Below are 26,127 nucleotides of genomic sequence, written 5' to 3'. Positions count from 1 at the left end.
ATGACGGCGGATGCCCGGGCGGCCAGGGGCCGTCCGGGCATCTCGCCGGTAGAAGCGGTCAGACAGCAGGTCAGACAGCAGGTCGGGCCGCGGGTCAGGCCGCGGATCAGGCCTTACGGAGCCAGAAGACAAGACCGAGGTCGGCGTCCTCGTGGGCGGGCAGGCCCTCCGGCGGGGCGCCCTCGGTGAAGCTCGCCGCGAGCACCTCGTCGGCCACCAGGTGGCCGCCGTCGCGCAGCGCCTCGGCGGGCTCGCCCTCCGCCGACCACCACAGGTCGATCCGGTCGCTGATGGACAGGCCGCTCGCCTTCCTGGCCTCCTGCACGAGGCGGATCACCTCGCGGACCAGACCGGCCCGGCGCAGCTCGTCGGTGATCGCCAGGTCGAGCGCGACGGTCTCCCCGGTGCCCGTGTCGACCGCCCCGGTCTCCACCGCCCAGCCCGACCGCGGCTGCTCGGTGACGATCACGTCGTCCGGGCCCAGCTCCACCGTGCCGAGCTCGCCCGCCTCCACCGTCGCCGTGGCGCCGGACCGCAGGGCCCGGGCCAGCGCGGCGGGGTCGGCGGCGGCGATCGCGGCGGCGGCGACCTTGGTCTGCGATCCGAACCGCTTGCCCAGCGCCCGGAAGTTGGGCTTGACGGTGAACGTCACCAGATCGGCGGAGAAGCCCGACAGGTCCTCCAGCCGCTGCACGTTCAGCTCGTCGGCGATCAGCTCGCGCAGCCCGTCGGGCAGCGATGCCCATCCCGGGGCGCCGACCAGGGCCCGGCCGAGCGGCTGGCGGGTCTTGACCGATGACGACGCGCGGGCGGACCGGCCAAGCTCCACCAGGCGGCGGACCAGGGCCATCCGCTCCGACAGCGCCGGGTCGAGCAGCCCCTCGTCCACCTCGGGCCAGGAGGCCAGGTGGACCGAGACCGGCTCGTCGGCGTCGCGGAGCACGTCCCACACGTAGTCGGTGACGAACGGCACCAGCGGCGCCATCAACCGGGTGACCGTCTCCAGGCACTCGTACAGGGTGGCGAACGCGGCGGCCTCACCCGACCAGAAGCGGCGGCGCGAGCGGCGGACGTACCAGTTGGACAGGTCGTCGAGGAACTCGGTGATCCGGCGGCCGGCCCGGGCCGTGTCGAACTCCTCCAGCGACGCGGTGACCTCGGCCACCGTGCGGTGCAGCTCGGCCAGCGCCCACCGGTCGATGAGCGGCCGGTCGGCGGGCGCCGGAGCCTCGTGCCGGCGGGCCGGCGACCACGACTCGGCGTTCGCGTAGAGGGTGAAGAACGACGCGGTGTTCCAGTAGGTCAGCAGGACCTTCCGGACGATCTCCTCCAGGGCGGCGTGGCCGATCCGGCGGGGAGACCACGGGGAGCCCGAGGTGGCCATGTACCACCGCAGCGAGTCGGCGCCGTGCTGCTCCATCAGCGGCATGGGCCGCAGCACGTTGCCGAGGTGCTTGCTCATCTTCCGCCCGTCCTCGGCGAGGATCAGGCCGAGGCACAGCACGTTCTCGTACGACGACCGGTCGAAGACCAGCGTGCCGACGGTCATCATCGAGTAGAACCAGCCGCGCGTCTGGTCGATCGCCTCGCAGATGAACTGGCCGGGGTAGGAGCTCTCGAACACGTCCTCGTTGACGTGCGGCGCCCCCCACTGGGCGAACGGCATGGCGCCCGAGTCGTACCAGACGTCGATCACGTCGGGCACCCGGCGGGCCTCCGCGCCGCAGTCCGCGCAGGGGAGGACCACGTCGTCCACGTACGGCCGGTGCGGGTCGAGTGCCGTGAGGTCGCGCCCGGCCCGCTCGCCCAGCTCCTTGAGGGAGCCGACGCACGTCACATGGGACTCGTCCTCAGAGCACACCCACAGCGGCAGGGGAGTTCCCCAGTAGCGCGACCGCGACAGCGCCCAGTCGACGTTGTTCCTCAGCCACTCGCCGTACCGGCCGTTCTTGATCGTCTCGGGGAACCAGTTGGTCCGCTCGTTCTCCGCGAGGAGCCGGTCCTTGATCTCCGTGGTCCTGATGTACCAGGACGGGAGCGCGTAGTAGAGGAGCGGGGTGTGGCAGCGCCAGCAGTGCGGGTAGTTGTGGTCGAAGTGACCGCCGCGGAACAGCAGGCCGCGCTCGCGCAGGTCCTCGGTCAGCGGCTCGTCGGCGTCCTTGAAGAACATGCCGCCCACCAGCGGCACGTCCGCCAGGAACCGGCCGTTGGGGCCGATCGGGTTGACCACCGGCAGGCCGTAGCGCTTGCAGACCGTCATGTCGTCGGCGCCGAACGCCGGCGCCTGGTGGACCAGGCCGGTGCCGTCCTCGACCGTGACGTACGTGCCGAGCACGACGTAGTGCGCGCCCGGGATGTCGATGAGGTCGAACGGCCGGGTGTACGTGGTGTGCTCCAGCTCCGCGCCGCGGAACGAGGCCAGCACCTCGGCGTCCTCGCCGAGGACCGAGGCCAGCAGCGGCTCGGCCACCACCAGCACCTCGTCGCCGTGGCGGGCGGCCACGTAGGTCACGTCGGGGTGGACGGCGACGGCCGTGTTGGACACCAGCGTCCACGGGGTGGTCGTCCAGATCAGCAGCGACGCGCCGAGCTCGGCCAGCGGGCCGGACGTGGCGGGCATGCGGACGTACACCGAGGGGCTGGAGACGATCTCGTACCCGCCGGGCTGGCCCAGCTCGTGGTCGGACAGGCCGGTGCCGCAGCGCGGGCAGTACGGCGTGATCCGGAAGTCGCGGAACAGCAGGCCCTTGTCCCAGATGACCTTGAGCGACCACCACACGGCCTCGACGTACTGGGGGTCCATCGTGCGGTAGGCCTGGGACATGTCGACCCAGTAGCCCATCCGCTCGGTCATCTCCTCGAACGCGTCGACGTGCCGCAGCACCGACTCGCGGCAGCGGGCGTTGAACTCCGCGATGCCGTACGCCTCGATCTCGGGCTTGCCGGAGAGGCCGAGCTCCTTCTCCACGGCGACCTCGACGGGCAGCCCGTGACAGTCCCAGCCCGCCTTGCGGGGGACGTGGTAGCCGCGCATCGACTTGTAGCGGGGGAAGACATCCTTGAACACCCGGGCCTCGACGTGGTGGACGCCCGGCATGCCGTTCGCGGTGGGCGGGCCCTCGTAGAAGATCCAGGAGGGGCCGTCGGCGTTCTGCTCCAGCGAGCGCTCGAACACCTTGCCGTCTCGCCAGCGATCGAGCACCTCGCGTTCGGCGGCCGGCAGGTCGACCTGAGCCGGAAGCGAGCGGAAGTAGTGAGATGACATCGTCGGGCGAGCCCTCCACGCAATGGTCGGTCATGGCGTGAAGGGACGAAGCCGTCGCGCGGCTCCGCGGTACCACCCTTCTTGACGTCCCGGCAGGGGCGCCCACTCGTTCTGTTTCCGCTACCGGGTCTACTCGGCCACTGGCCTTTCTTCCGGCGGCTCCGGGGTGATCTTCCCTCCGCCGCTCGCCCCGGGCTCGCACCGTCCCCGGGTCGCTCACGCGAGTGGGTGCGGAGGTACTCGTCCCCATCAACGCCTTGCAGACTACGACGATAACGCAGACCGGCCGGAAGGGCTTCCCGATATGCGGGTGACGATCAGGGTGAGACCTGGTGCCGGGTGGGAATACGTCGGAGGAACATACGGGGACGCCGTCATCGTTGTGGGGGTGAGTGCCCTCGCGGCCGGCGAAGGCGCGACGGAGGCGGCCCCGCGTGCCGGCCCCGTCGCTTCGGCGTACGGCGGGGGGTTGTTCTTCTTGTCACGGGGATCGTCACGATAACGACAAGCCGCGACAAGGTCATAAATAAAGGGTGACGAGGAGGATCCGGCCGAACGTGCCAATAGGTTACGGGTGGGGTAAAACCCCTGGCGGGTTCGTTGTCCGCCCGGGATGCCCGGCCTAAGCTGCCCGGACCTGGCTCAAGAGCTTGATCACCGGTCCCGACCCAAGGGGAGGCCCGCAATGGCCACGCGCGCGGCGAGAACCGCAACCAGCGACGACATCTGGTCCGACGAGGAGCTCGCCGAGGTCGGTGAGAGGTTGCGGCGGGAGATCGAGGAGCTCCGCGCCGACATCGCCCGTGCCGAGGAACAACTGGCGTCCGGTGACGTCAGTCAGGGCGCCGGCGACGATCCGGCCGACGCCGGGGCGAAGACCTATGAGCGTGAGCGTGAGATCGCCCTTACCCTGAATGCGCGCGACCTGCTCGCGCAGAACGAGCGGGCGATCGCCCGCGTCGAGGCAGGGACTTACGGAGAGTGCGAATCGTGCCACAAGCCGATCGGCAAGGAGCGCCTGCGGGCCTTCCCGAGGGCGACGCTGTGCGTAGCGTGCAAGCAGCGGGAGGAGCGCCGCTGAGCGGAGAGGACACCCCCCCGGCTCCTCGCGCCAGGAGAATCGGCCTTCTCGTCACCGTGGCGGCGGTCGCCTACGCGCTCGACGTGGTGAGCAAGTTCCTCGTCGTGCGGTTCCTGGAGCACCAGGAACCCCTCACCGTCGTGCCCGGCGTCCTGGTGCTGAACGTCATCCGCAACCCGGGGGCGGCGTTCAGCATCGGCACCGGGATGACGATCGTCTTCACGCTGATCGCCGGCGCGGTCGTCGTGGCGATCATCCGTACGGCGCGGCAGTTGCGCAGCCTGCCCTGGGCGATCACGCTCGGGCTGCTCCTCGGCGGCGCCCTCGGCAACCTGACCGACCGGATCTTCCGGTCCCCGGCCCCCCTGCAGGGCCACGTGGTCGACTTCCTGCAGGCCTTCCCGGTGACCCACTTCCCGGTGTTCAACCTCGCCGACTCGTCGATCGTCTGTGGCGGCGTGCTCGCGGTGTTCCTCGCCTGGCGCGGCTACCAGATCGACGGAAGCCGGCAGACCGAGGAGCAGGCCGATGACTGACCGCCGCACCCTGCCCGTTCCGGACGGGCTCGAGGGCGAGCGCCTCGACGCCGCGCTCGCCCGGCTGTTCGGGTTCTCCCGGTCCCGGGCGGCCGAACTGATCGCCGAGGGCGACGTGCTGCTCGACGGCTCCGTGGCCGCCAAGTCCGACCGGGTGCACGCCGGCGCCTGGCTGGACGTGACGATCCCGCCGCCGCCGGCCGCCCCCGCGCCCGTCGCCGAGCCGGTGCCCGGCATGTCGATCCTGTACGAGGACGACGACATCGTGGTGGTCGACAAGCCGATCGGCGTGGCGGCCCACCCCACGGTCGGCTGGACCGGCCCGACGGTGATCGGTGGCCTGCTCGGCACCGGACGGCGGGTGTCCACCAGCGGCGCCGCCGAGCGGCAGGGCATCGTCCACCGGCTCGACGCCAACACCACGGGCGCCATGGTCGTGGCCAAGAGCGAACGCGCGTACACGCTGCTGAAGCGGGCGTTCAAGGAGCGCACGGTCGACAAGCGCTACCACGCGCTGGTCCAGGGCCACATGGACCCGCTGCGCGGCACCGTCGACGCCCCGATCGACCGGCACCCGTCCGGTGACGGGCGGTTCGCCGTGGTGGCGGGCGGCCGCGACTCGGTGACCCACTACGACACCCTCGAGGCGTTCCGGTCCGCGTCGCTGCTCGACATCAAGCTGGAGACGGGCCGCACCCACCAGATCCGGGTGCACATGTCCGCCCTGCGGCACCCGTGCGCCGGTGACCTCCTGTACGGCGCCGATCCCACCCTGGCCGCCCGGCTCGGCCTGACCCGGCAGTGGCTGCACGCCGTCTCGCTCGCCTTCGAGCATCCGGCCACCGGGGAATGGGTGTCGTTCAGCAGCCCCTATCCGGACGACCTGGCGAAGGCCCTGGAGATCGTGGCCGACGACGGGCGGTAGCAGCCCCCGGCTGCTGTGCTCGGCGCCCGTGTCCCGTGCGCTGTGTCCCGTCCGCTGTCCCGGCCGCCGTGCCCCGTCCGGCGGTCAGGGACGGAAGGTGTCGGCGAACGTCTGGAAGTACGGCAGGCCGGTCGTCCAGCGGGCGTCGGCCACCTGCCAGTAGATGGCGAAGCACCGGCCGTCCGGGAGCCGGAACGCCCGGTCGAGGACCCGGACCCGGCCGGTGGGCGGCGTATGGGTGAACTCCCAGTCCGCCGACGGGACGCCGAGGTAGGTACCCGCGTCGAGGCGGATCCGGGCGTACCCCTTCAGCAGGCCCAGTCGCGTGGACGTCCGCTCGACCGTCCGCATCGCGGCCACCGGGTCCGCGTCGGTCCAGGGGGTGAGGTCGATCAGGAGGTAGTCGCGGCTGCCGGGCTTGCGGAACCAGACCCGTCTCCCCTTCCGGTCGTAGGCGGTCCATCCGTCGGGCAGCGCCACCGAGAAGCCCAGCGGGTCGTCGTGCCTGCTCCATCCCGCGGGCACGTCGTCGTCCGGTCCGGCTGAGGAGGGAGGCGGCGACGGGGACGGCGGGGGAGACTGGGCGGGAGTCTCCGACGGGCTCTGTGACGGGCTCGGGGATGGGCTCGGGGATGGGCTCTGCGAGGGCGACGCGATCGGCTCGGACGCCGGTTGCCCGGTGGTCGTCCCGCCGGTCGAGCCCGTGGCCGAGTCGCCCGCGGCCAGCGAGTGGTAGCCGTACCAGCCGCCGAACGCGGCCGCGGCGACCAGCAGCGGGACCAGGACGATCGTGAGCAGCCGGGCGCGGGAGGACGACCCCGAGCCGCCCGGAGGGGCCGGCGCCTCGTTCGAGGGCAGCCGGGTGGTGCCGTCCGGCGCGGTGGAGCGGGCGGGGGAGGGGCCGGTGGTCCCGCCGGGCGCGGGCGACCGCCCGGGCATCGCCGCGCGGAGCAGGTCGGCCGCCTCGGCGGCGTCCATCCGGAGAAGGGGGTCCTTGCGCAGCAGGCCGTGGAGCACCGGGGTGAGCTCACCGGCCCGCCGGGGCGGCGCGGGCTCGTCGTTCAGGATGGCGGCCATCGTCGCGACGGGGGAGGAGCGTTCGAACGGCGGCCTGCCCTCGACCGCCGCGTAGAGGGTCGCGCCCAGCGACCACAGATCGGACTCCGGGGTGGCGGGCCGTCCGTTGAGGCGCTCCGGCGGCAGGAACGCCGGGGTGCCGGTGATGGAGCCCGTCATCGTGCTCGTGCTCTCCTCCGGCATCGTGGCGATGCCGAAGTCGGTGAGCACGACGCGGTTGTCCGGGCCGATGAGGACGTTCTCCGGCTTGACGTCGCGGTGGAGCACCCCCGCCGCGTGGGCCGTGCACAGGGCGTCGAGCACCTGCAGGCCGATCGACGCGACGCGGTCGGGCACGAGCGGGCCGTGGTCGCGGAGGATCTCGCCGAGCGAGCGCGCCTGGACGAGCTGCATGACGATCCAGGGGTGCCCGTCCTCCTCGATGACGTCGTGGACGACGATCACGTTGGGGTGGGACACCCGCCCCGCCGCCCGAGCCTCGCGCATGGTGCGGCGGATGAAGATCGCGCGGTCATCCTCGCTCGCCGGCAGGTGGAGGACCTCCTTGACGGCCACCGGGCGGTCCAGCAGGTCGTCGTGGGCACGCCAGACGACGCCCATGCCGCCTCGCCCGATGGGCTCGATCAGGTGGTATCTGCCGGCGACGCGACGCCCGTGCTCCACTCCGCTCCCTCCTCGAAACCCCGCAATCGTCCCACAGTCCGCGGGGAGCCGAGGCTGGCCGTCAGGGAACGCGGCGCCCGGGAGGAATTCCCCCCTGCCCCGATGTCCGGTCGTCCGGCCGGCTCGCGGGATTTCTCCGGAAGGCGGGCCGTCGCCTGGGGCACGACGGCCTGGCGAAACGGGTGAAACAGGCGGAAAAACAACGGCGAAACAGCTGCGCAACATGCTCGCGCCCGCCGTGCCTGACGAGCGCGTCCGCCGCGAACCAGGCCCCGAGATGATCGATCGCTCACATATTCGGCTGGCGATAAGTTACCTATTAATGCTCTTGCCCGCTTTATTCATGACTTATACGATTCGTTCGGCTTTCTGGCGCTTCGCCGTGTCGTTTCCCCCGTCCGACAGGAGGCAGGATGCTGCCAGGCACGATCATGTGCAGAACTCCCTACGGAAAGGCCCTGACCGTCGCGGTCGTGGCGTTCGCCGCGCTCGTCTCCCCGCTCGTCTCGCCTGGTGGCTCACCGGCGCAGGCCGCCCCGGGCGGGCCCGCCTGCTCCGCTGATCCGGACGCCCACCTGGCCTCGGTGCCGAGCCCCGAGTCGGTCCTCGGCTTCCCCCTCGGGAAGGGCCAGCCGCGCGTGGTCACCACAGACGAGATCGTGAAGTACGTCGACGCCGTGGGCCGATCGTCCCGCCGGGTCGTCACCGGGACGGTGGCGCGGAGTGTGTCGGGGCAGGAACTGCCGTACGCGATCGTGTCGAGCGAGCGCAACATGACCCCCGGGCGGCTGCGTGAGATCGCCGGCCGGATCAGGTCGCTGCGCGACCCGCGGACGCTGCGGCCGGACAAGGCCGCCCGCATCGCCGACGACACCCCCGCCATCGTCTGGATCGCGGGCAACGTGCACGGCGGCGAGAAGAGCGGCGCCGACGCCGCCCTCAAGACGCTGTACACGCTCGCCGGCGGGCTCTCCTGCGAGGTGGCCCGGCGCAACGACAACCTCGTCACGGTCATCGTGCCCACCCAGAACCCGGACGGCCGCGACGCCGGCAGACGGCAGAACGACTACGGCTTCGACCTCAACCGGGACTGGTTCGCCCGCACCCAGCCGGAGACCGACGGCAAGATCGCGATGCTCCGCGACTACCCGCCGCAGGTCTTCGTCGACGCCCACGAGATGGGCGGCAAGCGCTACTTCTTCCCGCCGAACGCCGACCCGATCCATCACGAGATCGCCGACCAGCCGGTGGACTGGATCAACCGGATCGGTGAGGCCAACAAGGCGGCCTTCGGCTACAACGGCGCGTGCACCGCCACGGTGACCACGGAGTGCTACTTCAACTACGACACCTACGACCTGTTCTACATGGGGTACGGCGACACCGTCCCGTCGACCGGCTTCGGCGCGGCCGGCATGACGTTCGAGAAGGGCAGCGCCTCCACCGACGAGGACCGCGTGCAGCAGCAGTTCACCACCCAGTGGGCGACCACGGGCTGGGCCGCGGCCAACAGGCGCGAGGTCCTCGACGGCTACTACACGATCTGGCGGACCGCGCTCGACGAGGGCGCCAGGGGCGAACTGGAGCCCAACGAGGTCGTGCAGCCCTCGAACACCGTCCAGTTCCCCGTGCCGGACGTGAAGATCCGGTCGTACTTCCTGCTGCCGGACCGGCAGCTCGGCGACGCGCGGCGGCTGGTCGAGCGGCTGCGCGGCATGGACGTCGAGGTCTACCGCCTGGACAGGCCGATCACCGTGCCGAACGCCCGGATCTTCGGCGGGCGGTCGGCGAAGAATCTCACCGTTCCCGCCGGGGCGTACTGGATCCCGATGGACCAGCCGCAGAAGCACTGGATCCAGGCGCTGATGGGCGAGGACCCGTATGTGCCCTTCCCCTACTTCTACGACGTGTCCTCATGGAGCAACCCGCTGCTCATGGGCGTCGGCACCGTCTACACCGGTGACGCGCTCAGGCCGAAGGCCGATCTGGTGCGTGGCGTCGACGGCGGTGTGACCGGGCCGGCGCCAGGCGGCGGCTCGTACACGTACCCGATGGACTCGGCCGCGGCGTCCGAGCTCACGTTCCGCCTGCTCGGCGCGGGCGTGCCCGTCTTCCGCGACCAGACCACCGGTGGGGCCGGCGTGCCCGCCGGGGGGATCTCCAGGGGAGAGCTGGACAAGCTGTCCCGGTCGTACGGAGTGACGGTCGAGGGCGGCCGGGCGCCGGCCTCCGGCACGCGGCTGAGCCCGCCGGACGTCGGCCTGTTCGGCGGGACGGGCATCTCGACCACCTCCGGCTCGTACGGCGAGGCGCGCTACGTGCTCGGCGCCCGCTGGGGGCTGACCCTCACGCCCGTCACCGCGGCCGACGTCAACGGCAACACCCCCGCGTTCACCGGCCGCAGGGTGCTCGTCGTGCCGGACGGCAGCAGCGCGACCGGCGGCCTCGACGCGCAGGGCATGGCCAACCTCAAGGCATGGGTGGCGGCGGGCGGCACGTACGTCGGGCTGCGCAACGAGGGCACCCGGGTCGCCCGGTCGGCCGGTCTCACCTCCACGACGGAGAAGGCCAAGCCGACCGGCTACCAGGTCATCGGTTCCCACTTCCGGGTCGACGTGGCCCCCAGCAGCCCGATCGCGCTGGGTCGCCCGGCCGAGGACTTTGAGTTCAACAACGGCGACCCGATCCTCACCCCGAGCCAGACCGGCACGAACGTCCTCATGTATCCGTCGGACGGGACGTTCTGGTCCAACGGCTACACGGTCGGCGCCGACGCCCTGAAGGGCACGGCCGCGCTCGTCGACGAGCCGGTCGGCTCGGGCCACGCCGTCCTGTTCGCCTACAACCCGCTGTTCCGGGCGTACAACGAGAACGGCATCCACCTCGTGGCCAACGCCCTGCTGTCCCCGCCCGGGGCGGCGGCGCCGCGAGCACGGGCGGCGACCCCGGCCGCGGATGCGGAGTCCCTGCGGGAGGCGGCGGCGCGGGCCCCCGAGCCGGCCGCCCTCGGCGGGCAGTGGCGGCCCATCACCCTCCAGGTCGCCGGCGCCGACCTCGCGCGGGCGCGGGCCGTCGTCGCCAGGCACACCGGCGACGCCCAGGTGGCGAGCGCCGGAGGATCGGCCTACCTGACCATCCCCAACCCGGAGGGGCTCGCGGCCGACGAGCACCCCTACCTCCGCGATCTGGTGGCCGAGCTGCGCGCGGCGGGCATCCCGCTGCGCTCGCTCGTCGCCTGATCCACGTCCCCGCGAAGTAACACCGGCGGCCCGGCCGGGGTCTCACCCCGGCCGGTGCCACTCGAAAGGAACCAGATGAAACCGCGTCGTGCCGCCGGCACCGCACTCGCAGCCGTCCTGTGCGCCCTCGTGGGCGTGCCGGACCACGCCCTCGCCGCCCCCGGCGCGCCCGGTGAGCCTCGTTACAGCCCGGGAGCGGCCGACGTCGGAGACCCGTACTTCCCCGACCAGGGCAACGGCGGCTACGACGTGCGGCACTACGACATCGCGTTCGCCTACGACCCGTCCACCAAGCACATGGACGCCACCACCACCGTCGAGGCGGTGGCGACCCAGGACATGGACCGCTTCGACCTCGACTTCCGCGGCCCGCAGATCACCTCGCTGACCGTCGACGGCCACAAGGCGTCGTTCGAACGGTCCGGCCAGGAGCTCATCGTCACCCCCCGGCCGAAGCTCAAGTCGGGCAAGGACTTCACCGTGGTGGTGAAGTACGCCGGGACGCCGCCGGTCGTCACCGACCCCGACGGCTCCATCGAGGGCTGGGTGCCCACCGACGACGGCGCCTTCGTGCCGGGTGAGCCCCAGGGCGCCCCCGCCTGGTTCCCCGGCGACGACCACCCCACGGACAAGGCCACGTTCACCTTCCACGCGACCGTCCCCGAGGGCGTCACGGCCGTCGGCAACGGGAAGCTCGTGTCGAAGACGGCCGCGGGCGGTCACACCACGTTCGTCTGGGACGAGAAGGAGCCGATGGCGACCTACCTCGCCACGGTCACGCTCGGGAACTTCACGGTCGCCCAGTCGGCGACGCCGAGCGGCATCCCGGTCTACACGGCCGTCGACCCCCGTCTCGCCGACAGGTCCGCCGCGGCCGTCTCCAAGATCCCCGACATCGTCGAGTACTTCTCCACGATCTTCGGCCCGTACCCGTTCAGCTCCGTGGGCGCCATCGTCGACCAGGCCCCCGACGTCGGGTACGCCCTGGAGAGCCAGACCAAGCCGATCTTCTCCAGCGCGCCCAGCGTGGGCACGATGGCCCACGAGCTGGCCCACCAGTGGTACGGGGACAGCGTCAGCGTCGGGCGCTGGTCGGACATCTGGCTCAACGAGGGCTTCGCCACGTACGCGTCGTGGCTGTGGACCGAGCACACCGGCGGCGCCACCGCACAGCAGACGTTCGACAGCGCCGGCAACTACGGCAGGGCCGCGACCTCGTCGTTCTGGCAGACCGTCACGGCCGACCCCGGCCCCGAGGACATGTTCGGCAACGTCCCGTACAACCGGGGCGCGATGACGCTGCACGCGCTGCGCGGCAAGATCGGCGACGCGGTGTTCTTCAAACTGATCAAGGACTGGGCCACGACCCACAGGCACGGCAACGGCCGCACCGCCGACTTCGTCGCGGCGGCGCAGCAGGCCTCGGGCCAGGACCTGACGCGGTTCTTCGACGTCTGGCTCTACCAGAAGGGCAAGCCTGCCACCTGGTAGGCCCGTACGCCCCGGCGCGGGAGTGAACCGTTCAACCGTTCGCCCCGCGCCGCCTGGGACGTCCGGCCGGACGTGCGACGGGACGTTGACCCGCCGGAGGGACGCGTTTAGCGTCCCGGTCTGCCGCTTCCCGTCTCGTCAGCCGGAGCCACCGTGTCTCTTTCTCCCGTGATGCGTCTCGTCCCGCTGGCCGCCGCCGCCCTGGTGGCGGTCGCCGCGCTGCCCGCCTCGGCCGAGATCGTCGACCCCGCGCCCATCGGCCCCGGTCAGCTCTTCTACGGCGTCGTCAACGGGCAGACCGGTCACGCCGTCATCAAGATGGCGTGCTTCGGCCCGGTCTACGAAGGGCAGACCGGCCATCCGATGGCCGGGCAGACGGTGAAGGTGCTGCCTGCCCCGTCCTACTCGGCGTGGGCTCTCGGCTACACCGGCACCGCCGCCGACGGCGTCGCGGTCACCGGCCCCCTGGCTTCGACGGCGTCCCGGCCGATCGTGCTCCACACCTACGCGGTGGCCGCGGAGATCCCCACCACGATGACGCTGCCCTGCTACGGCACGGGCGAGCTGACGTTCACGCCCGTGCCCACCAGCGCCACCGCGCGGGCCACCGCCGTGAAGGTCGACTTCGTCGGCCAGCCCTGACCGGGCCCGCGGGCGAGGCGGCCGGATCGACGGAACTCCCGTCAGGGCCGGCGGCCTCGCCCTGTGCCGTGCGTGGGTCGCGGCGTCGCCGAGGTCGTAGCTCCGTGGCGGCCCGGTCTCACTTGGCGGGTTTGAAGGTCGCGGTGAACGTCTCGAAGTAGTGGTAGTCCTTGTCCCAGCGGCTGTCGGGGGTCCGCCAGTAGATGGCGTAGCCGTGCCGCTTGCTGGTGACGAACCCCCGGTTGACCACGTGTGTCCGTCCCGAGCCGGAGGCGTAGGTGAACTCCCAGTCGGCGGCCGTCTTCCAGTAGTCCACCGCCTTGATCTTGACGCGCTTGTAGCCGGGGAAGTTGCCCTTCTGGTACGGCTCCTGCTCCTTCCAGTCCTTCTCCGCGTCGGCCTTCGGCGTGTGGGTCTGGTCGATCAGCAACGAGCCCGGGGTGCCGGGACCGGAGAACCAGACGCCGCTACCGGTGTGCGAGGTGGGCTTCCAGCCCTTGGGCAGCGCGACCGAGAAACCGGTCGGGTCCTTGTAGCGGTGCCAGCCGTCGGGGACGTCGGAGGGCTCCGACGACGTCGGCGTGGGCGAGGGTGTGTCTTTCTCGTCGTCGTACGGCGAGGGGGTGGCCGACCCCGGGCCGGTCCCGGGCGCCGCGCCGGCCGCCCCTGAACCCGGAGACGGCGGCTTCGCGGAACCGCCGCCGCTCGTCGTGGCCGAGATCGCGCCGTCGTTTTCCGGCTCCTGACCGGCGCGGATACCCAGGTAGCCGCCCACCCCGGCGATGGCGACCAGCGCGGGCGCGATGACGAGCGCCACCTTCGCGGCGGGGCTCAGCCCCCGCCGCTCCCGGGGAGGAAGGGGAGGCACCGTCGGAGTGCCCCAGTCGGGGCTCGGCCGCGGGGGGATCCCCGCCCCGGGCTCGGGTGTGCGCGGCCGGGTGGGGACCTCCGCGAAACCCGCGGGCGCGGGCGCGGTCATCCTGTCGCGCACGTACTGCCGGGCCGGGCTGTCCAGGCCGTCCCGGGTGTGTCTGGTGTGTCCCGAATCCCGGCGGGGGACTCCTCCCGAGCCTCTGTCTGTGACCTTGCCAGTGCCAGTGCCAGTGCTCTTGCCCGTGTCCCTGGCCATCCCCTCCGCGGCGACGGACGGGTCGCTGCCGGCCCTCCTGACGGCACGCGTGCCGGCCTCCACGTCGTCCGGCGCGGCGGAGCCGGTCTCATCCGCGGCACGGGGCTCCGCGTCGTCACCGGTGACGCCCGCGCCGGCCGATGCCGCTCTGGGTGCCGCTCTGGGTGCCGCTGTGGGCGTCGCTGCGGGCGGGTCGCCGGCCGCGGAACTCTCCGGCGCGTTCTCGCCGGTGTCGCCGATGTCGCCGATGTCCTCGCCTGTGCCGTCGCCTGTGTCGGCGCCGGTGTCCCTGTGCGGGCCCTGGCGGGGGTCCTCGGCGGGGTCTACGCGGCGGTCTTCGCGGGCGTCCTCGGCCCGGTTCCGCGCCGCCGGGGCGCTCGCGGACTTCGCGGCGTCTCCCGTTCCGTCCTTGGCGGAGGCCGCGCCCGTCCCGCTCTTCCCGCCCTTGACGGCAGGCTCGGAAGTCGCGTCGCCCTGCGCATCACGGGCACCCGCGTCATTACGGGCATCGGCCTCACGGGCGGCCGCATCACGGGTGCCGGGCGAACCGGCCCCCGTGCTGATCCTGGCGCCGGTCTCGGCGACCGGTCCCGGTGCCGGGGCGTTCTTCCGGGCCGCGTCACGTGCGGAGTCGTCCCGCCGGCCATCCGCCTGGCCACCCACCGGGCCACGAGCCGCGCCACCGGCAGAACCACCGGCAGAACCACTGGCGGAGCCACCGGCCGGGCCGCCGGAGTAGGGCTGCCTGCCCGGAGAGCCGCCGCGCTGCCCCCGTGCCTGCGGCGCGGGCGGACGTGACGGGGCGGGGCGGGGGGCGGGGGACGCTGAGGGGGACGCCGCGGGTGACGGGGAGGCGGCCGGCTCGTCGCCGGGGATGACGGGCATCACCTTGGTCCGCGGCGGGGCCGGGCGCATGGCCTGCTTCAGCAGGCGGGTCAGCTCGTCGTACCCCGGCCGGTCGGCCGGCTCCTTGGCGAGCACGCGCCCCAGCACCGGCCCGAGATCGCCCGCCCGGGCGGCGGGGGCCGGATCCTCGTTGAGCACGGCGTGCATGGTGGCCATCGCCATGCCCCGGTCGTGTGGCGGCTTGCCCTCCACGGCGGTGTAGAGCGTGGCGCCGAGCGACCACAGGTCGGACTCCCGCTGCGCCGGAGCGCCGCGGAGCCGTTCCGGGGCGATGAAGGCCGGGGTGCCGACCAGCCCCGTGCGGGTCATGGTCGAGTCGGCCTCCAGGCGGGCGATGCCGAAGTCGGTGAGGACGACCCGTCCGTCCTCGGTGAGCAGCACGTTCTCCGGCTTGACGTCGCGGTGCAGCACTCCCTGCCGGTGGGCGGCGCGCAGGGCGTCCAGGATCTGCAGGCCGATCTCCGCGGTGCGCTCGGGCGGCAGCGGCCCGTCCTCCCGGATGACCTGGCCGAGCGACCGCGACTGGACGAGCTGCATGATGATCCAGGGGCGCTCGTCCTCCTCGATCACGTCGTGGACCACCACCACGTTGGGGTGGGTGAGCCGCCCGGCGGCGCGGGCCTCGCGCATGGTGCGGCGGTTCAGGTCGCTGAGCTCGTCGCCCATCGCGCTGTCGTAGCGGACCTCTTTGACCGCCACGGGTCGGTCGAGGAGCTGGTCATGCGCGCGCCAAACGACGCCCATGCCGCCCCGGCCGATCGGCTCCATCAACTGGTACCGGCCTCCGACGAGCCGGCCTTCCGCACGCGACATCGAACCCCTTCCTGGACCCATGAATGGTCCCACGGATGGCAAAGGGATCAACCTGACCGCGCCGACCCATCGTCCCTTATTTCGGGATTTGGGAGATATCTTGCGGATTGGTGTGACCGGGTGGACGGCCCGTGGCGGACGCCTCTGACCTGGCCGGTGTCGGTTTCCCACGGGGGCCGGATAGGATCTGACTCGCCTGATCTCATGGGTTCGTGATCACGCGTAGGTTCTTCCGACAGGGCGCGCGGTTTCCGGCGACCTGGCTCCGGGAGGTCAGACGACGAGGACGTCGCCCTCGCGGGCGACCTCGAACTCCTTGGCCAGCACGTCGAGCGCGTCATCCGTCCGCGTCGGGGCGTGGTGGGTGAGGACGAGCCGCCGGGCGCCGCAGCGCGCGGCGAAGGCGGCGGCGTCCGCCGTCGTGGCGTGGCCGTAGGCGTCGGCCAGGGCCCGCTCGCCCGGCAGGAACTGGCCGTCGTGAAGCAGCAGGTCCACGCCCGCCGCCAGCTCGGCCGCGGCCTCGCACCCCGCCTGCGGGCAGTGGTCGGGCAGGTACGCGATCGACCGGCCGTCGCGCTCGACGCGGACGCCGAGAGTGGTGCCGCCCTTGTGGGAGATCTCGGCGACCGTGACGTCGAACCCCTCGATCGGGCGGGAGGCGGACGTCAGGAACCGCCACGCGCCGCCCAGGCCGTCCGGCGTGATCGGGAAGTGCGGCGGGGACATGACCCGGGTCAGCGTCTCCAGCGGCCGCGGCGACGGCAGGTAGAGGTCGACCCGGGCGTCCGGGCGGTCGAGCGCCGGGCAGAACGGCAGGCCCTGCATGTGGTCCCAGTGCAGATGGGTTAGCACGATCGAGCCGCGGAACGCCGCGTCGCCGAGCAGCCGGCCGAGCCCCCGCAGGCCGGTGCCCGCGTCGAGAACGAGGGCGGGGACGTCGCCGTCGCCGGGCAGTTCACCTGGCAGCCCGCCCGGAACCCCGTCTGGAAGAACCGCGACGCAGCTGGTGTTGCCGCCGTACCGCGTGAAGGCGGGGCCCGGCGCCGGGGTGGATCCGCGGACGCCGAGCATCGCGAGCCTCACGTGAGCTGGTCCTCTCTGCGGTGCCCCTCGGCGAGCCGGGCCAGCGCTCCCCGGTCGACCGACTCCGCCGGGGCCTCGGCCACCCTGATCGGCGTGAGCGCGGTCAGAGTCGCGGTGCGGGTGCCGCCCTCCAGCACGGCCCGCTCGCCCAGGATCGCGCCCGGGCCGAGCTCCGGCAGCGCGCGGCCGTCCACGTCCACGCCGAGCACCCCGTCGAGCAGCAGGAACAGCGAGGAGCCCGGCTCGCCCTGCCGCACCAGCTGGGAGCCGGCGGGCAGCGAACGAATCTGGGGCCGGACGCCGCCGCGCATGATGAGCAGCGACAGCTCCCGCTCCAGTGCGGTCTCGGCGGCGGTGACCAGCACGGGGGAGTCCTCGTCGCCCCAGGGCGTCCGTTCGGGCCCATCCTGGGTCGCCCACGCCGCGAAGTCGGTGAGCCCGGCCTTCATCGTCAGCCGGTGGTCCGGGCCGTAGACCCAGTGCCGGGGGAACGGGCTGGCGCCCTCCAGCATGGCCTCCGCCCGGCCGTCGGAGTACAGCGTCACCGAGAGCGTCGTCCACACCAGCGGTGACTGCAGCCGCAGGTACGGCGGCCGGGCGACGCGGCGCGGGAACGGCAGCGCCGTCCGGCCTCCGGCGGTCTGCGTGAACCTGATCCACCCGTCGCCCATCCGGGGCTCCGGCCGCAGGTCGGGCAGGCCGACCGCGGCGAACGTCACGCCCAGCGGGCCCAGCCGCACGGTCGTGGCGCCCATGACCAGACCCCCGGCGGCGCCGTGGCCGGACACCCGGTCGCCGTCGAACTCGGCCCACACCGTGAGCCGGTTGGCGAACCGGAACCGGTCGGAGTCGCGCAGCGCGTCCAGATCGGCTATCGCGTCGGGCGGCGGATCGTCGTAGTGCGTCAGTCCCACCGAGAAGGCGGGCTTCGTGTACCCCGCCACGGCCTCGGACGGGATCCAGGAGATCGAGGTGATCGTCGATTCGACTCGCATGTCCCCGAACGTAGGAATTCCCGCCCCGGCGGGCCAGGGCGCCACCCTGCGGACCGGCCGTGGTGCCAGCACCCCCCGGCCCGTCGTCCTGGCACCCTTTCCGGAGGCTTCCGGTCACTGTGTAATGCGGGTCGTGGAACGCATCACGGTGGTGCTCGCGGACGACAACCTGATCGTCCGCGAAGGTGTGCGCGCGCTGCTCGGCCGCGACCCCGCTCTGGAGATCGTGGGGCTCGCCGCGGACTACTCCGAGCTGGTGGCAGGCGCCACGCGGCTGCGCCCGCAGGTCGTGGTCACCGACATCAGGATGCCCCCGACCTACCAGGACGAGGGGATCGAGGCGGCGCGCGAGGTCCGCAAGCGCCTGCCCGGCACCGGCGTGGTGGTGCTGAGCCAGTACGACGACCCCGACTACGCGATCCGGCTGCTGGGCGAGGGCGCCGCCGGATACGCGTACCTCCTCAAGGATCGCGTGGCGGACGCCGGCCTGCTCGGCACGGCGATCCGCGAGGTCGCCACCGGCGGCTCGCTCATCGATCCTCTGATCGTGCGGGAGCTGGTGGCGCCGGCCCGGGACGAGGGCCAGCTGTCGCCCGGCGAGGAGGACCTGCTCGGCCAGGTGGCGGCGGGCCGTACCGTGAAGGCGATCGCCGCGTCCCGGGGGGAGCCGCCCGAGGCCGTCAACGCCGCGATCGAGCAATTGTTCCTGTCGCTCGCGAAGGGGGCCAGCGCGGGACGGAGGGGCGCGCTGCGCCGCCTGCGGATGCTCCACACGGCGATCCTGCGCCGCGACGAGCAGGGCGAGACGTTGTCGCGGCTGCTTCCCGGCGGCCTCGCCGACAAGCTGCTGCGCGACCGCGGGGCCGTCGACCGCACCGACCGGCTGGTCGTGACCGTGCTCATGTCCGACGTGCGGGGCTACTCGGCCATCGCGGAGGCCACGGACCCGGCCGTGCTCGCCGGGCAGCTCAACGCCCACCGGCGGGCCATGAACGCCGCGATCCTCACCTCCGGCGGCACAGTCATGCAGTACGTGGGCGACGCGGTGATGGCGGTCTTCGGCGCACCCGACCCCGCCCCCGACCACGCCGCCAGGGCCGTCCACGCGGCCCGCGAGATGCACGTGCGCCAGCGCCGCCTCGACGCCGAGTGGAGGGGACAGGGACGCTCGCCCTTCACGCTCGGCATCGGACTGTCCACAGGTGAGGTAGCGGCGGCCCTGCTCGGCAGCGATGAACGAGTGGAGTACACCCTCGTCGGAGACACCGTGAACCTCGCGCAGCGCATGCAGGACCTGGCCCGGCCGACCGGCGTCGTGGCCTCCGACGCGACGGTCCGGGCGGCGGGCGGCGGGTGGGCCTGGCGCCCGCTCGGCCCGCGCCTGGTCAAGGGCCGTGCGACCCCCGTGACCGCCTACCACCTCGAGGTGATGTGAAATGCCCGCCACAGATGTGACGACGACCGTCGCGGTCCAGGTCAGAGGGGCCAGGCGGACGTTCACCGCGGAGCTCGCCCCCGTGCGCGCGCTGCGGGGGGTGGACCTCGACGTGCGGCGCGGCGAGTTCGTCGCCGTCATGGGGCCGTCCGGGTGCGGCAAGTCGACCCTGCTCAACGTGATCGCCGGGCTGGAGCCGGTGGACGAGGGCAGCGTCGAGGTGGCGGGGGAGCGGGTGGACGGCCGGGACGAGGACTGGCTGGCCCGGTTCCGCAGGCACCACATCGGCTTCGTGTTCCAGTTCTTCAATCTCCTCGACGGGGTGTCCGCGCTGGACAACCTGGTCATGCCGGGCGTGCTGGGCGGCATGAAGCGGCGTGCCGCCGAGTCCCGCGCGCGCGACCTGCTCGACCTGCTCGGCCTGGCCGACCGCGCCAACCAGGTGCCGGCCGTGCTGTCCGGCGGCCAGCGGCAACGGCTGGCCATCGCCCGCGGGCTGGTGAACGAGCCGACGCTGTTGCTGGCCGACGAGCCCACCGGCGCGCTCGACAGCGAGGGGGGCCTGGAAGTGCTCGAACTGTTCCGCAGGCTGCACGACGACGGCCAGACGATCATCATGGTGACCCACTCGCCCGACGTCGCCGCGGGCGCGGACCGCGCCGTGCGCATGCGGGACGGGAAGGTCGAGCCGGTATGAGCGAGCCGATGTCCCGTTCGCGTGGCCGCGGGCCCCGAGATGAGGAGACAGCATGGGCGTGGTGCTGACCTGGCTCCGCCTGGAGCTGCGCCGGCGATGGCGGTCGCTCGCGGCGCTGGCGCTGCTCGTGGCGTTCGCCACCGCGACCGTCCTGGCCTCCGTCGCCGGCGCCCGCCGAGGCGCGACGGCCGTCGACCGCCTGTACGCCGAGACGCTGCCCGCGACGCTCACGGTCCTGCCCAACCAGCCGCACTTCGACTGGGCCAGGATCCGCGCGCTCCCCGAGGTCGCCGCGCTGACGACCTTCCCCGTGTCCGGCTTCGGCGTCCAGGGTGTCCCGCCGGCCGACAGCGCAGGTTCCTTCCCTCCCGGCGACGACGAGGGCCTGCGCACCATCGAGGTGCCCAGGGTCCTGGAGGGGCGGCTCCCCGACCCCCGCCGGGCCGACGAGGTCGTGGTCGGCTCCCAGTACCGCCAGCGGTACGGCAAGGGGGTCGGCGACCGGCTGGTCCTCATGCTGATGACGCCCGAGCAGGCGGCACGGGAAGACTACGACTCCTCGGCGGAGGAGCCCGCCGGGCCCCGGATCACGGTCACCATAGTGGGCGTGATCAGGTCGGCGTGGTACTCCGAGGACGTCGGCCAGTCACCGGGCGTCCTGTCCAGCCCTGCCCTCTACCGCACGTACCCGACGAACTTCGTCGACCCGGACAAGGGGTACATCAACGCCCTCGTCCGGCTGAAGAACGGCGTGGCCGACGAGGCCCGGTTCCGCGCGGACCTGGCTCGCGTCACCGGGCGCAACAACATCGACGTGTGGAACAACTACGAGAAGTTCGGCGGGAACGCGCTGCGGGCGACCACCTTCGAGGCCGCGTGCCTGCTCGCGTTCGGGCTGGCCGCGCTCGCCGCCGCGATCGTGCTGGTCGGCCAGTCGGTCGCCAGGTACACCGCGGCGACGGTGAGCGATCTGCGCGTGCTGCGCGCGGTCGGCCTCTCACCCCGCCAGGCGCTGGCCTCGGCGGCGGCCGGGCCGTTCCTGGCCGCCGTCGTGGGTGCCACCGCCGGCGTCGCGGGGGCGGCGGCGGCCTCGATGTGGATGCCGATCGGGGCGGCGGCGCTGCGCGAGCCCGATCCCGGGCTCGACCTCGACTGGCTCGTGCTCGGCACGGGCTGGCTCCTGACCTCGGCTCTCGTGCTCGCGGGGTCGGCCGCCGCGGCCGCGCTCTTCCTGTCCGCGGGAGCCACCGCGGGCCGCAGGTCGGCGGTCGCCCTGCTCGCGTCCCGGATGGGCCTGCCCGTCCCGATGGTGGTGGGGGCGCGGTTCGCCCTGGAACCGGGTAGCGGGCGCGCCGCGGTGCCGGTGCGGCCCGCGCTGGTCGGCGCGGTCGCGGGCGTGCTCGGCGTCCTGGCGGCCTTCACGTTCTCGGCCGGGGTCAAGGACGCGGCCGCCAACCCGGTCAGGTTCGGCCGGACCCACCAGCTGGAGGCGTACCTGGGTTTCAACGGCGAGGACTTCGTGCCCGCCCCCGCGGTGCTCTCCGCGGTGTTCGCGGCGGTGGCCGGCGACCCGGCCGTCCAGTCCGTCGAGGACGCCAGGAGCGGGGTGGCCGAGTCCGCCGGCCGTACACCCGGACGCAAGGCGGTCTCCGTCACCACCTACACGTACGCGCCCGTGGGCGGCAGGGCCTTCCCGGCCGTGCTCACCGAGGGCCGGCTCCCGGCGAGGGCGGACGAGATCGTGCTGGCGCCGTTCAGCGCCCGGGACCTCCAGGTGGGGGTCGGTGACCGGATCAGCCTCAAGGGCGGCGCCAAGCCCACGCGGATGACCGTCACCGGGATCGGCTTCGTGCCGGCCGGCCCGCACAACGACCGCACCGACGGCGGCTGGATCACCGCGGCGGGCGACAAAACCCTCTACGCGGGCGCGAACATCGCCTTCAAGTTCCACGGCGCCCTCGTCGCCCTGCGGCCGGGCACGGATCCGGCGGCGGTCGCCGGGCGGCTGAACGCGGCCGTGAAGGCCGCCGGAGGCGAGTACGTGACGTTCCGGGAGCCGGATCCACTGGGGGAGATACCGCAGATCCGCGACGTGGAGGAGCTGCCGCTGCTGCTGGCCGTCTTCCTCGGGCTGCTCGCCACCGGGGCCCTCGGGCACGCGCTGGCCACGGCCGTCCGCCGGCGCCGGCACGAGGTGGCCGTGCTGCGCGCGCTCGGCATGACCCGGTGGCAGTCACGCTGGACCGTGGTCACGCAGGCCACCCTGGTCGCGGGCATCGGGCTGCTGTTCGGCGTCCCGCTCGGGGTGGCGCTCGGGCGGACCCTGTGGCGGCTCCTCGCCGACATGTGGCCGCTGCAGTACCTCGCGCCGCTCGCCGCCGGCGCCGTGCTGCTCGTGTGGCCGCTGACCCTCGCGATCGCCAACGCGCTGGCGGCCTGGCCGGGAACGGTGGCCGCGCGGCTGCGGATCGCCCACGTGCTGCGGGCGGAGTGACCGTGATCGCCGCGTCCGCCGCCGTCGCCGCCGCCTGGGTCCTCGCGGCGGTGACGGCGCTGCTCGCCGGCAGGGCCGGCCTCGCCCGCACCGCGGGGCTCGTCGCGCTCGCGCAGGCGGCGGCGACCTGGTGGCCCGTCCTCGCGCCGCTCGCCGTCGCCGCCTGGCTGACCTGTGGCCTCTCACTTCCGGACGGCGTGTTACGCACGCCGTCGCGGCGCGTGATCGCGGGCCTGGCCTGGGCGGGGGCGGCCGCCTGGGCGGCCCGGCTGCCGGTGACGCCGCCCGCGGTGGTCATCGCCACCGCCGCGGGTGCGCTGATCGCGCTGGCGGCGACACTCGCGCGCTGCCCGAGCGCGCCGGCGCCGCGCCGCCGCACACTTCAGTGGATCGCCGCGGCCGGGGTCGTCACCGCCGCCGCCCACGTGGTGATCGGCGCCGCGCACGTGCTTCTCGGCATCCCCGGCGACGTGCTCCCGTGGGCGCTGCTCGCCATGGCGGTGCTCCCGGCGGGCATCGCCCTGGCGCAGGCGCCCGTGACGGCCCGGCTGGCCGAGCGGGCGCTCGTCGAGGCCGTGGTCATGGCGGGCCTCGCGCTGCTGGTGGTGGCCGTCTACCTGGTCGTGGTCGTCGGTCTGGCCCGCGAGCCCGTCGGGACCGAGCGCGAGGTGCTGCTGGCCAGCGTGGTCGCCGCTCTCACCGCGGTGGTCCTCGCCCTGCCCGTGCGTTTCCGGCTCGTGTCGCTCGGCGTTTCGCTGCTCGGCCGGCGCGGGCAGTCGCCGGAGGAGGCGCTCGCGTCGTTCGGCGCGCGGATGAGCCGCGCGGTGCCGTTCGACGAGCTGCTGCTCCAACTGGTGGAGTCGCTGCGGGCGGCGCTCGGGCAGGCGGGCGCCGAGGTGTGGGCCGGCACCGACGGCGTGCTCCACCGCCAGGTCAGTGTGCCCGAGCGCCCCGCCGACGTGATCACTCTCACGGCCAAGGAGCGTCTGGTCGTCGGGCGCACCCGCATCGGCGGCGCCGCCTGGCTGTCGGTGTGGCTGCCCGCCCTCGTCGAGGACCGGGAGGCCCCCATCCGGGTGGCGCCCGCCGCTCACCTGGGCGACCTGCTCGGCCTGCTGGTCGTACGGCGGCCGCGCGAGGGCGTCGAGTTCTCCGAGGAGGACGACCGCGTGCTCATCGAGCTGGCCCGCCAGGTCGGCCTCGCCTTGCACAACATGCGGCTCGACTCCGCCCTGCAGGCGTCCCTGGAGGAGCTGCGGCAGCGCAACGAGGAACTGCAGGCCTCCCGGCTGCGCATCGTCACGGCCGCCGACGCCTCGCGCCGGGCGATCGAGCGCGACCTGCACGACGGCGCCCAGCAGCATCTCGTCGCACTCTCGGTCAAGCTCGGCCTCGCCCGGGAGATCCTCAAGGAGGACGCGGCCATGGCCGCCGAACTCATGGAGGAGCTGCGCACCGACGTGCAGCAGGCCAACGCCGCGTTCCGCGAGCTGGCCCACGGCATCTACCCGCCGCTGCTGCGCAATCACGGCCTCGGTGAGGCGCTGCGCTCGGTGACCCGGCGCGTCGCGCTCCCCTACAGTGTGGAGGTGGGCCTGACCCGGCGCTACCCGGAGCAGGTCGAGGCCGCGGTCTATTTCTGCTGCCTGGAGGCCATCCAGAACGCGGGCAAGCACGCGGGGCCGGGCGCGTCCGTGGAGGTCCGCGTCACCGCGGAGGACGGCGTGCTGCGTTTCAGCGTCGCCGACGACGGCGCGGGCTTCGACCCGGGCGGCGGGCAGGGGCACGGCTTCGTCAACATGACCGACCGGCTCGGCGCGCTCGGCGGACGGCTGTTCGTCGAGTCGGCGCCCGGCGCCGGCACGACCATCAGAGGAGAGGTGCCGGTCGATGGCTGACGGCTTCGACGCGGTTGTGGTCGGCTCGGGACCGAACGGGCTGGTGGCGGCGGTCACGATGGCCGAGGCCGGCCGGCGCGTGCTGCTGCTTGAAGCGGCCGGCGCGTTCGGCGGCGGCCTGCGCACCGACGAGCTGACGCTGCCCGGATTCCGGCACGACGTCTGCGCGACCGTGCTGCCGCTCACCGTGGCCTCGCCCGCGTTCCGGCGGATCATCGGGGAGCTGGGCGTCACGTGGGCCCACCCGCGCGTGCCGGCCGCGCATCCGCTCGACAAACGGCCGGCGGTGCTGGTCCACCGCTCGGCGGAGGAGACCGCGCTGGGGCTCGGCCGGGACGCCGCCGCCTGGCGTGCCACCGTGGGCGCGACCGCGCGCGCGGGAGACCCGCTGGTCGACACGCTGCTCGCCCCGCTGTCGGTGCCCCGCGCCCCGCTGCGGGCGGCCCGGTTCGGCGCGTTCGGGGTCCTGCCCGCGACCGTGCTCGCCCGTACGGCGTTCCGCACGGCCGGCGCGCGGGCCGCGCTCGCGGGGATGGCCGCGCACTCCATGCTCGACCTGCGCGCCCCGATCACCGGGGGCTACGGCGTGCTGCTGGCCGCGCTCGCCCACCACGTGGGGTGGCCGGTGGTGCGGGGCGGCTCCCAGCGGCTCGCCGACGCCCTCGTCGGGCGGCTCAGGGAGCTCGGCGGCGAGGCCGTGACCGGTCACCGCGTCCGCGATCTGGGCGAGGTGCCCCGGGCCCGGTCGGTCCTGCTGGACCTCACACCGCGCCAGGTCCTCGACGTGGCCGGCGACAGGCTGCCCCCGGCCTACCGGAGGCGGCTGGACCGGTTCCGCTACGGCCCCGGGGTGTTCAAGCTCGACTGGGCGCTGTCGGGCCCGGTGCCGTGGACCGACCCGGCGGTGGGCGACGCCGCGACGGTGCACCTCGGCGGCCGCCTGGAGGAGATCGCGCACGGCGAGGCCGAGGTCGTCCGTGGCCGCCACCCGGAACGGCCCTACGTGCTCGTCGTGCAGCCGTGTGTGGCCGACCCCTCACGGGCGCCCGCCGGACGGCACGTCCTGTGGGCCTACTGCCACGTGCCCAACGGCTCGGCGGTGGACATGACCGAGGCGGTCGAGGCGCAGATCGAGCGGTTCGCCCCCGGCTTCCGCGACCTCGTCCTGGCCCGCCGCGCCACGGACACCGCGGCCCTTGAGGCCCGCAACGCGAACCTGGTGGGCGGCGACATCGGCGGCGGGTCGGGCGACCTGGGCCAGTTCCTCGGCCGTCCCGTCCTCTCCGCGCACCCGTGGGCCACCCCGGTGCGCGGCCTGTACATCTGCTCGGCGAGCACCCCGCCCGGCCCCGGCGTGCACGGCATGGGCGGGTGGCAGGCCGCCCGGCTGGCCCTCAGACGGGAAGCCCGCGCAGCAGCGCGGGGGTGAGGTCGTCCTTGCGGATGTAGGCGAGCGCCCCGCAACTGGCCGCGTCGGGCGGCAAATCCTCCGCGGCGTACGTGGACACCAGCACGATCTTCACGTCGGGTGCCTCGGCCAGGATGCGGCGCGTCGCCTCGATGCCGCTCATGCCGGGCAGGTTGATGTCCATCAGGATCATCGACGGCCGGTCGCCGAGGGCCTGAGCCAGGGCGTCCTCACCGGTCACCGCCTCGCCCACCACCCGCCACCCCGGCAGCAGCCGGATCAGCGCGCGGGCGACCGACCGGAACGGCGCCTGGTCGTCCACGATGAGCACCTCGACCCCTGTCATACCT

The 26,127-nt window shown here is 73.3% G+C and carries 17 protein-coding genes; 11 read left to right on the top strand and 6 right to left on the bottom strand.

The window, feature by feature from the left end; genetic code table 11:
* Positions 1–106 precede the first annotated feature (106 nt).
* Entirely contained in the window at positions 107–3,265 is a 3,159-nt protein-coding gene (ileS, locus tag JOL79_RS00805; protein WP_210153644.1) for an isoleucine--tRNA ligase, read from the bottom strand.
* Between the two features lie 685 nt (positions 3,266–3,950).
* Here ileS and JOL79_RS00800 point away from each other — a divergent pair.
* Genes JOL79_RS00800 through JOL79_RS00790 form a run of 3 tightly spaced genes read left to right on the top strand, consistent with a single transcriptional unit; the run spans position 3,951 to position 5,807 of the window.
* Entirely contained in the window at positions 3,951–4,346 is a 396-nt protein-coding gene (locus tag JOL79_RS00800; RefSeq protein WP_210153643.1) for a TraR/DksA family transcriptional regulator, read from the top strand.
* A gap of 56 nt (positions 4,347–4,402) precedes the next feature.
* Complete coding sequence (gene lspA / locus JOL79_RS00795; protein ID WP_307848214.1) at positions 4,403–4,882, top strand: signal peptidase II; 480 nt, start codon at positions 4,403–4,405, stop codon at positions 4,880–4,882.
* Positions 4,875–5,807: an RluA family pseudouridine synthase gene (locus JOL79_RS00790; protein WP_210153642.1), complete on the top strand. Its 933-nt coding sequence runs from the start codon at positions 4,875–4,877 to the stop codon at positions 5,805–5,807. Before lspA ends, JOL79_RS00790 begins: the two co-directional genes overlap by 8 nt.
* An 84-nt stretch (positions 5,808–5,891) precedes the next feature.
* Here JOL79_RS00790 and JOL79_RS00785 read toward each other — a convergent pair whose 3' ends face one another.
* A complete protein-coding gene (locus JOL79_RS00785) occupies positions 5,892–7,547 on the bottom strand; it encodes a serine/threonine-protein kinase (protein ID WP_210153641.1) in 1,656 nt (551 codons plus the stop codon).
* 413 nt (positions 7,548–7,960) lie between these two features.
* Between JOL79_RS00785 and JOL79_RS00780 the strand changes: the two genes are divergently transcribed.
* The 3 genes from JOL79_RS00780 (at position 7,961) to JOL79_RS00770 (ending at position 12,919) form a co-directional block, all read left to right on the top strand.
* Positions 7,961–10,786, top strand: coding sequence for a M14 family zinc carboxypeptidase (locus JOL79_RS00780; RefSeq protein ID WP_210153640.1), 2,826 nt, complete (start codon positions 7,961–7,963; stop codon positions 10,784–10,786).
* 75 nt (positions 10,787–10,861) lie between these two features.
* A complete protein-coding gene (locus tag JOL79_RS00775; protein ID WP_210153639.1) occupies positions 10,862–12,277 on the top strand; it encodes a M1 family metallopeptidase in 1,416 nt (471 codons plus the stop codon).
* A 153-nt stretch (positions 12,278–12,430) separates the two neighbouring features.
* Positions 12,431–12,919, top strand: coding sequence for a hypothetical protein (locus JOL79_RS00770; RefSeq protein WP_210153638.1), 489 nt, complete (start codon positions 12,431–12,433; stop codon positions 12,917–12,919).
* A gap of 118 nt (positions 12,920–13,037) precedes the next feature.
* Here JOL79_RS00770 and JOL79_RS00765 read toward each other — a convergent pair whose 3' ends face one another.
* From JOL79_RS00765 to JOL79_RS00755, 3 genes are all read right to left on the bottom strand, one after another.
* On the bottom strand, positions 13,038–15,767 hold the full coding sequence (locus tag JOL79_RS00765; RefSeq protein ID WP_210153637.1) for a serine/threonine-protein kinase: 2,730 nt from the start codon (positions 15,765–15,767) through the stop codon (positions 13,038–13,040).
* 273 nt (positions 15,768–16,040) lie between these two features.
* On the bottom strand, positions 16,041–16,850 hold the full coding sequence (locus JOL79_RS00760) for an MBL fold metallo-hydrolase (RefSeq protein WP_210153636.1): 810 nt from the start codon (positions 16,848–16,850) through the stop codon (positions 16,041–16,043).
* A complete protein-coding gene (locus tag JOL79_RS00755; protein WP_210153635.1) occupies positions 16,847–17,845 on the bottom strand; it encodes a cyclic nucleotide-binding domain-containing protein in 999 nt (332 codons plus the stop codon). The genes JOL79_RS00760 and JOL79_RS00755 overlap by 4 nt, the downstream gene beginning before the upstream one ends.
* A 133-nt stretch (positions 17,846–17,978) precedes the next feature.
* Here JOL79_RS00755 and JOL79_RS00750 point away from each other — a divergent pair, with 133 nt between their 5' ends.
* From JOL79_RS00750 to JOL79_RS00730, 5 genes are read left to right on the top strand one after another with little or no spacing between them, the layout of a single operon-like run.
* Positions 17,979–19,280, top strand: coding sequence for an adenylate/guanylate cyclase domain-containing protein (locus tag JOL79_RS00750; RefSeq protein ID WP_210153634.1), 1,302 nt, complete (start codon positions 17,979–17,981; stop codon positions 19,278–19,280).
* A gap of 1 nt (position 19,281) precedes the next feature.
* On the top strand, positions 19,282–19,977 hold the full coding sequence (locus JOL79_RS00745) for an ABC transporter ATP-binding protein (RefSeq protein WP_210153633.1): 696 nt from the start codon (positions 19,282–19,284) through the stop codon (positions 19,975–19,977).
* Between the two features lie 52 nt (positions 19,978–20,029).
* On the top strand, positions 20,030–22,471 hold the full coding sequence (locus JOL79_RS00740; protein WP_210153632.1) for an ABC transporter permease: 2,442 nt from the start codon (positions 20,030–20,032) through the stop codon (positions 22,469–22,471).
* 2 nt (positions 22,472–22,473) lie between these two features.
* Complete coding sequence (locus tag JOL79_RS35285; RefSeq protein WP_210153631.1) at positions 22,474–24,369, top strand: sensor histidine kinase; 1,896 nt, start codon at positions 22,474–22,476, stop codon at positions 24,367–24,369.
* Positions 24,362–25,798 (top strand): phytoene desaturase family protein, encoded by a 1,437-nt coding sequence (locus JOL79_RS00730; RefSeq protein ID WP_210153630.1) that lies wholly within the window; start codon positions 24,362–24,364, stop codon positions 25,796–25,798. Before JOL79_RS35285 ends, JOL79_RS00730 begins: the two co-directional genes overlap by 8 nt.
* On the opposite strand, the gene JOL79_RS00725 is transcribed toward JOL79_RS00730, so the two are convergent.
* Entirely contained in the window at positions 25,764–26,123 is a 360-nt protein-coding gene (locus tag JOL79_RS00725; RefSeq protein WP_210153629.1) for a response regulator transcription factor, read from the bottom strand. The genes JOL79_RS00730 and JOL79_RS00725 overlap by 35 nt on opposite strands.
* Positions 26,124–26,127: the final 4 nt, after the last annotated feature.

It is taken from the genome of Microbispora oryzae (assembly GCF_017896165.1).
Classification (GTDB): Bacteria; Actinomycetota; Actinomycetes; order Streptosporangiales; family Streptosporangiaceae; genus Microbispora; species Microbispora oryzae.
This window is presented reverse-complemented; position numbering and strand designations above follow the sequence as displayed.

Coding starts and splice junctions, on each gene's coding strand:
- JOL79_RS00745 (WP_210153633.1), top strand. CDS start 19,282: ATGCCCGCCACAGATGTGACGACGACCGTCGCGGTCCAGGTCAGAGGG.
- JOL79_RS00790 (WP_210153642.1), top strand. CDS start 4,875: ATGACTGACCGCCGCACCCTGCCCGTTCCGGACGGGCTCGAGGGCGAG.
- JOL79_RS00780 (WP_210153640.1), top strand. CDS start 7,961: ATGCTGCCAGGCACGATCATGTGCAGAACTCCCTACGGAAAGGCCCTG.
- JOL79_RS00725 (WP_210153629.1), bottom strand. CDS start 26,123: ATGACAGGGGTCGAGGTGCTCATCGTGGACGACCAGGCGCCGTTCCGG.
- ileS (WP_210153644.1), bottom strand. CDS start 3,265: ATGTCATCTCACTACTTCCGCTCGCTTCCGGCTCAGGTCGACCTGCCG.
- JOL79_RS00800 (WP_210153643.1), top strand. CDS start 3,951: ATGGCCACGCGCGCGGCGAGAACCGCAACCAGCGACGACATCTGGTCC.
- JOL79_RS00740 (WP_210153632.1), top strand. CDS start 20,030: ATGGGCGTGGTGCTGACCTGGCTCCGCCTGGAGCTGCGCCGGCGATGG.
- JOL79_RS00755 (WP_210153635.1), bottom strand. CDS start 17,845: ATGCGAGTCGAATCGACGATCACCTCGATCTCCTGGATCCCGTCCGAG.
- JOL79_RS00765 (WP_210153637.1), bottom strand. CDS start 15,767: ATGTCGCGTGCGGAAGGCCGGCTCGTCGGAGGCCGGTACCAGTTGATG.
- JOL79_RS00775 (WP_210153639.1), top strand. CDS start 10,862: ATGAAACCGCGTCGTGCCGCCGGCACCGCACTCGCAGCCGTCCTGTGC.
- JOL79_RS00730 (WP_210153630.1), top strand. CDS start 24,362: ATGGCTGACGGCTTCGACGCGGTTGTGGTCGGCTCGGGACCGAACGGG.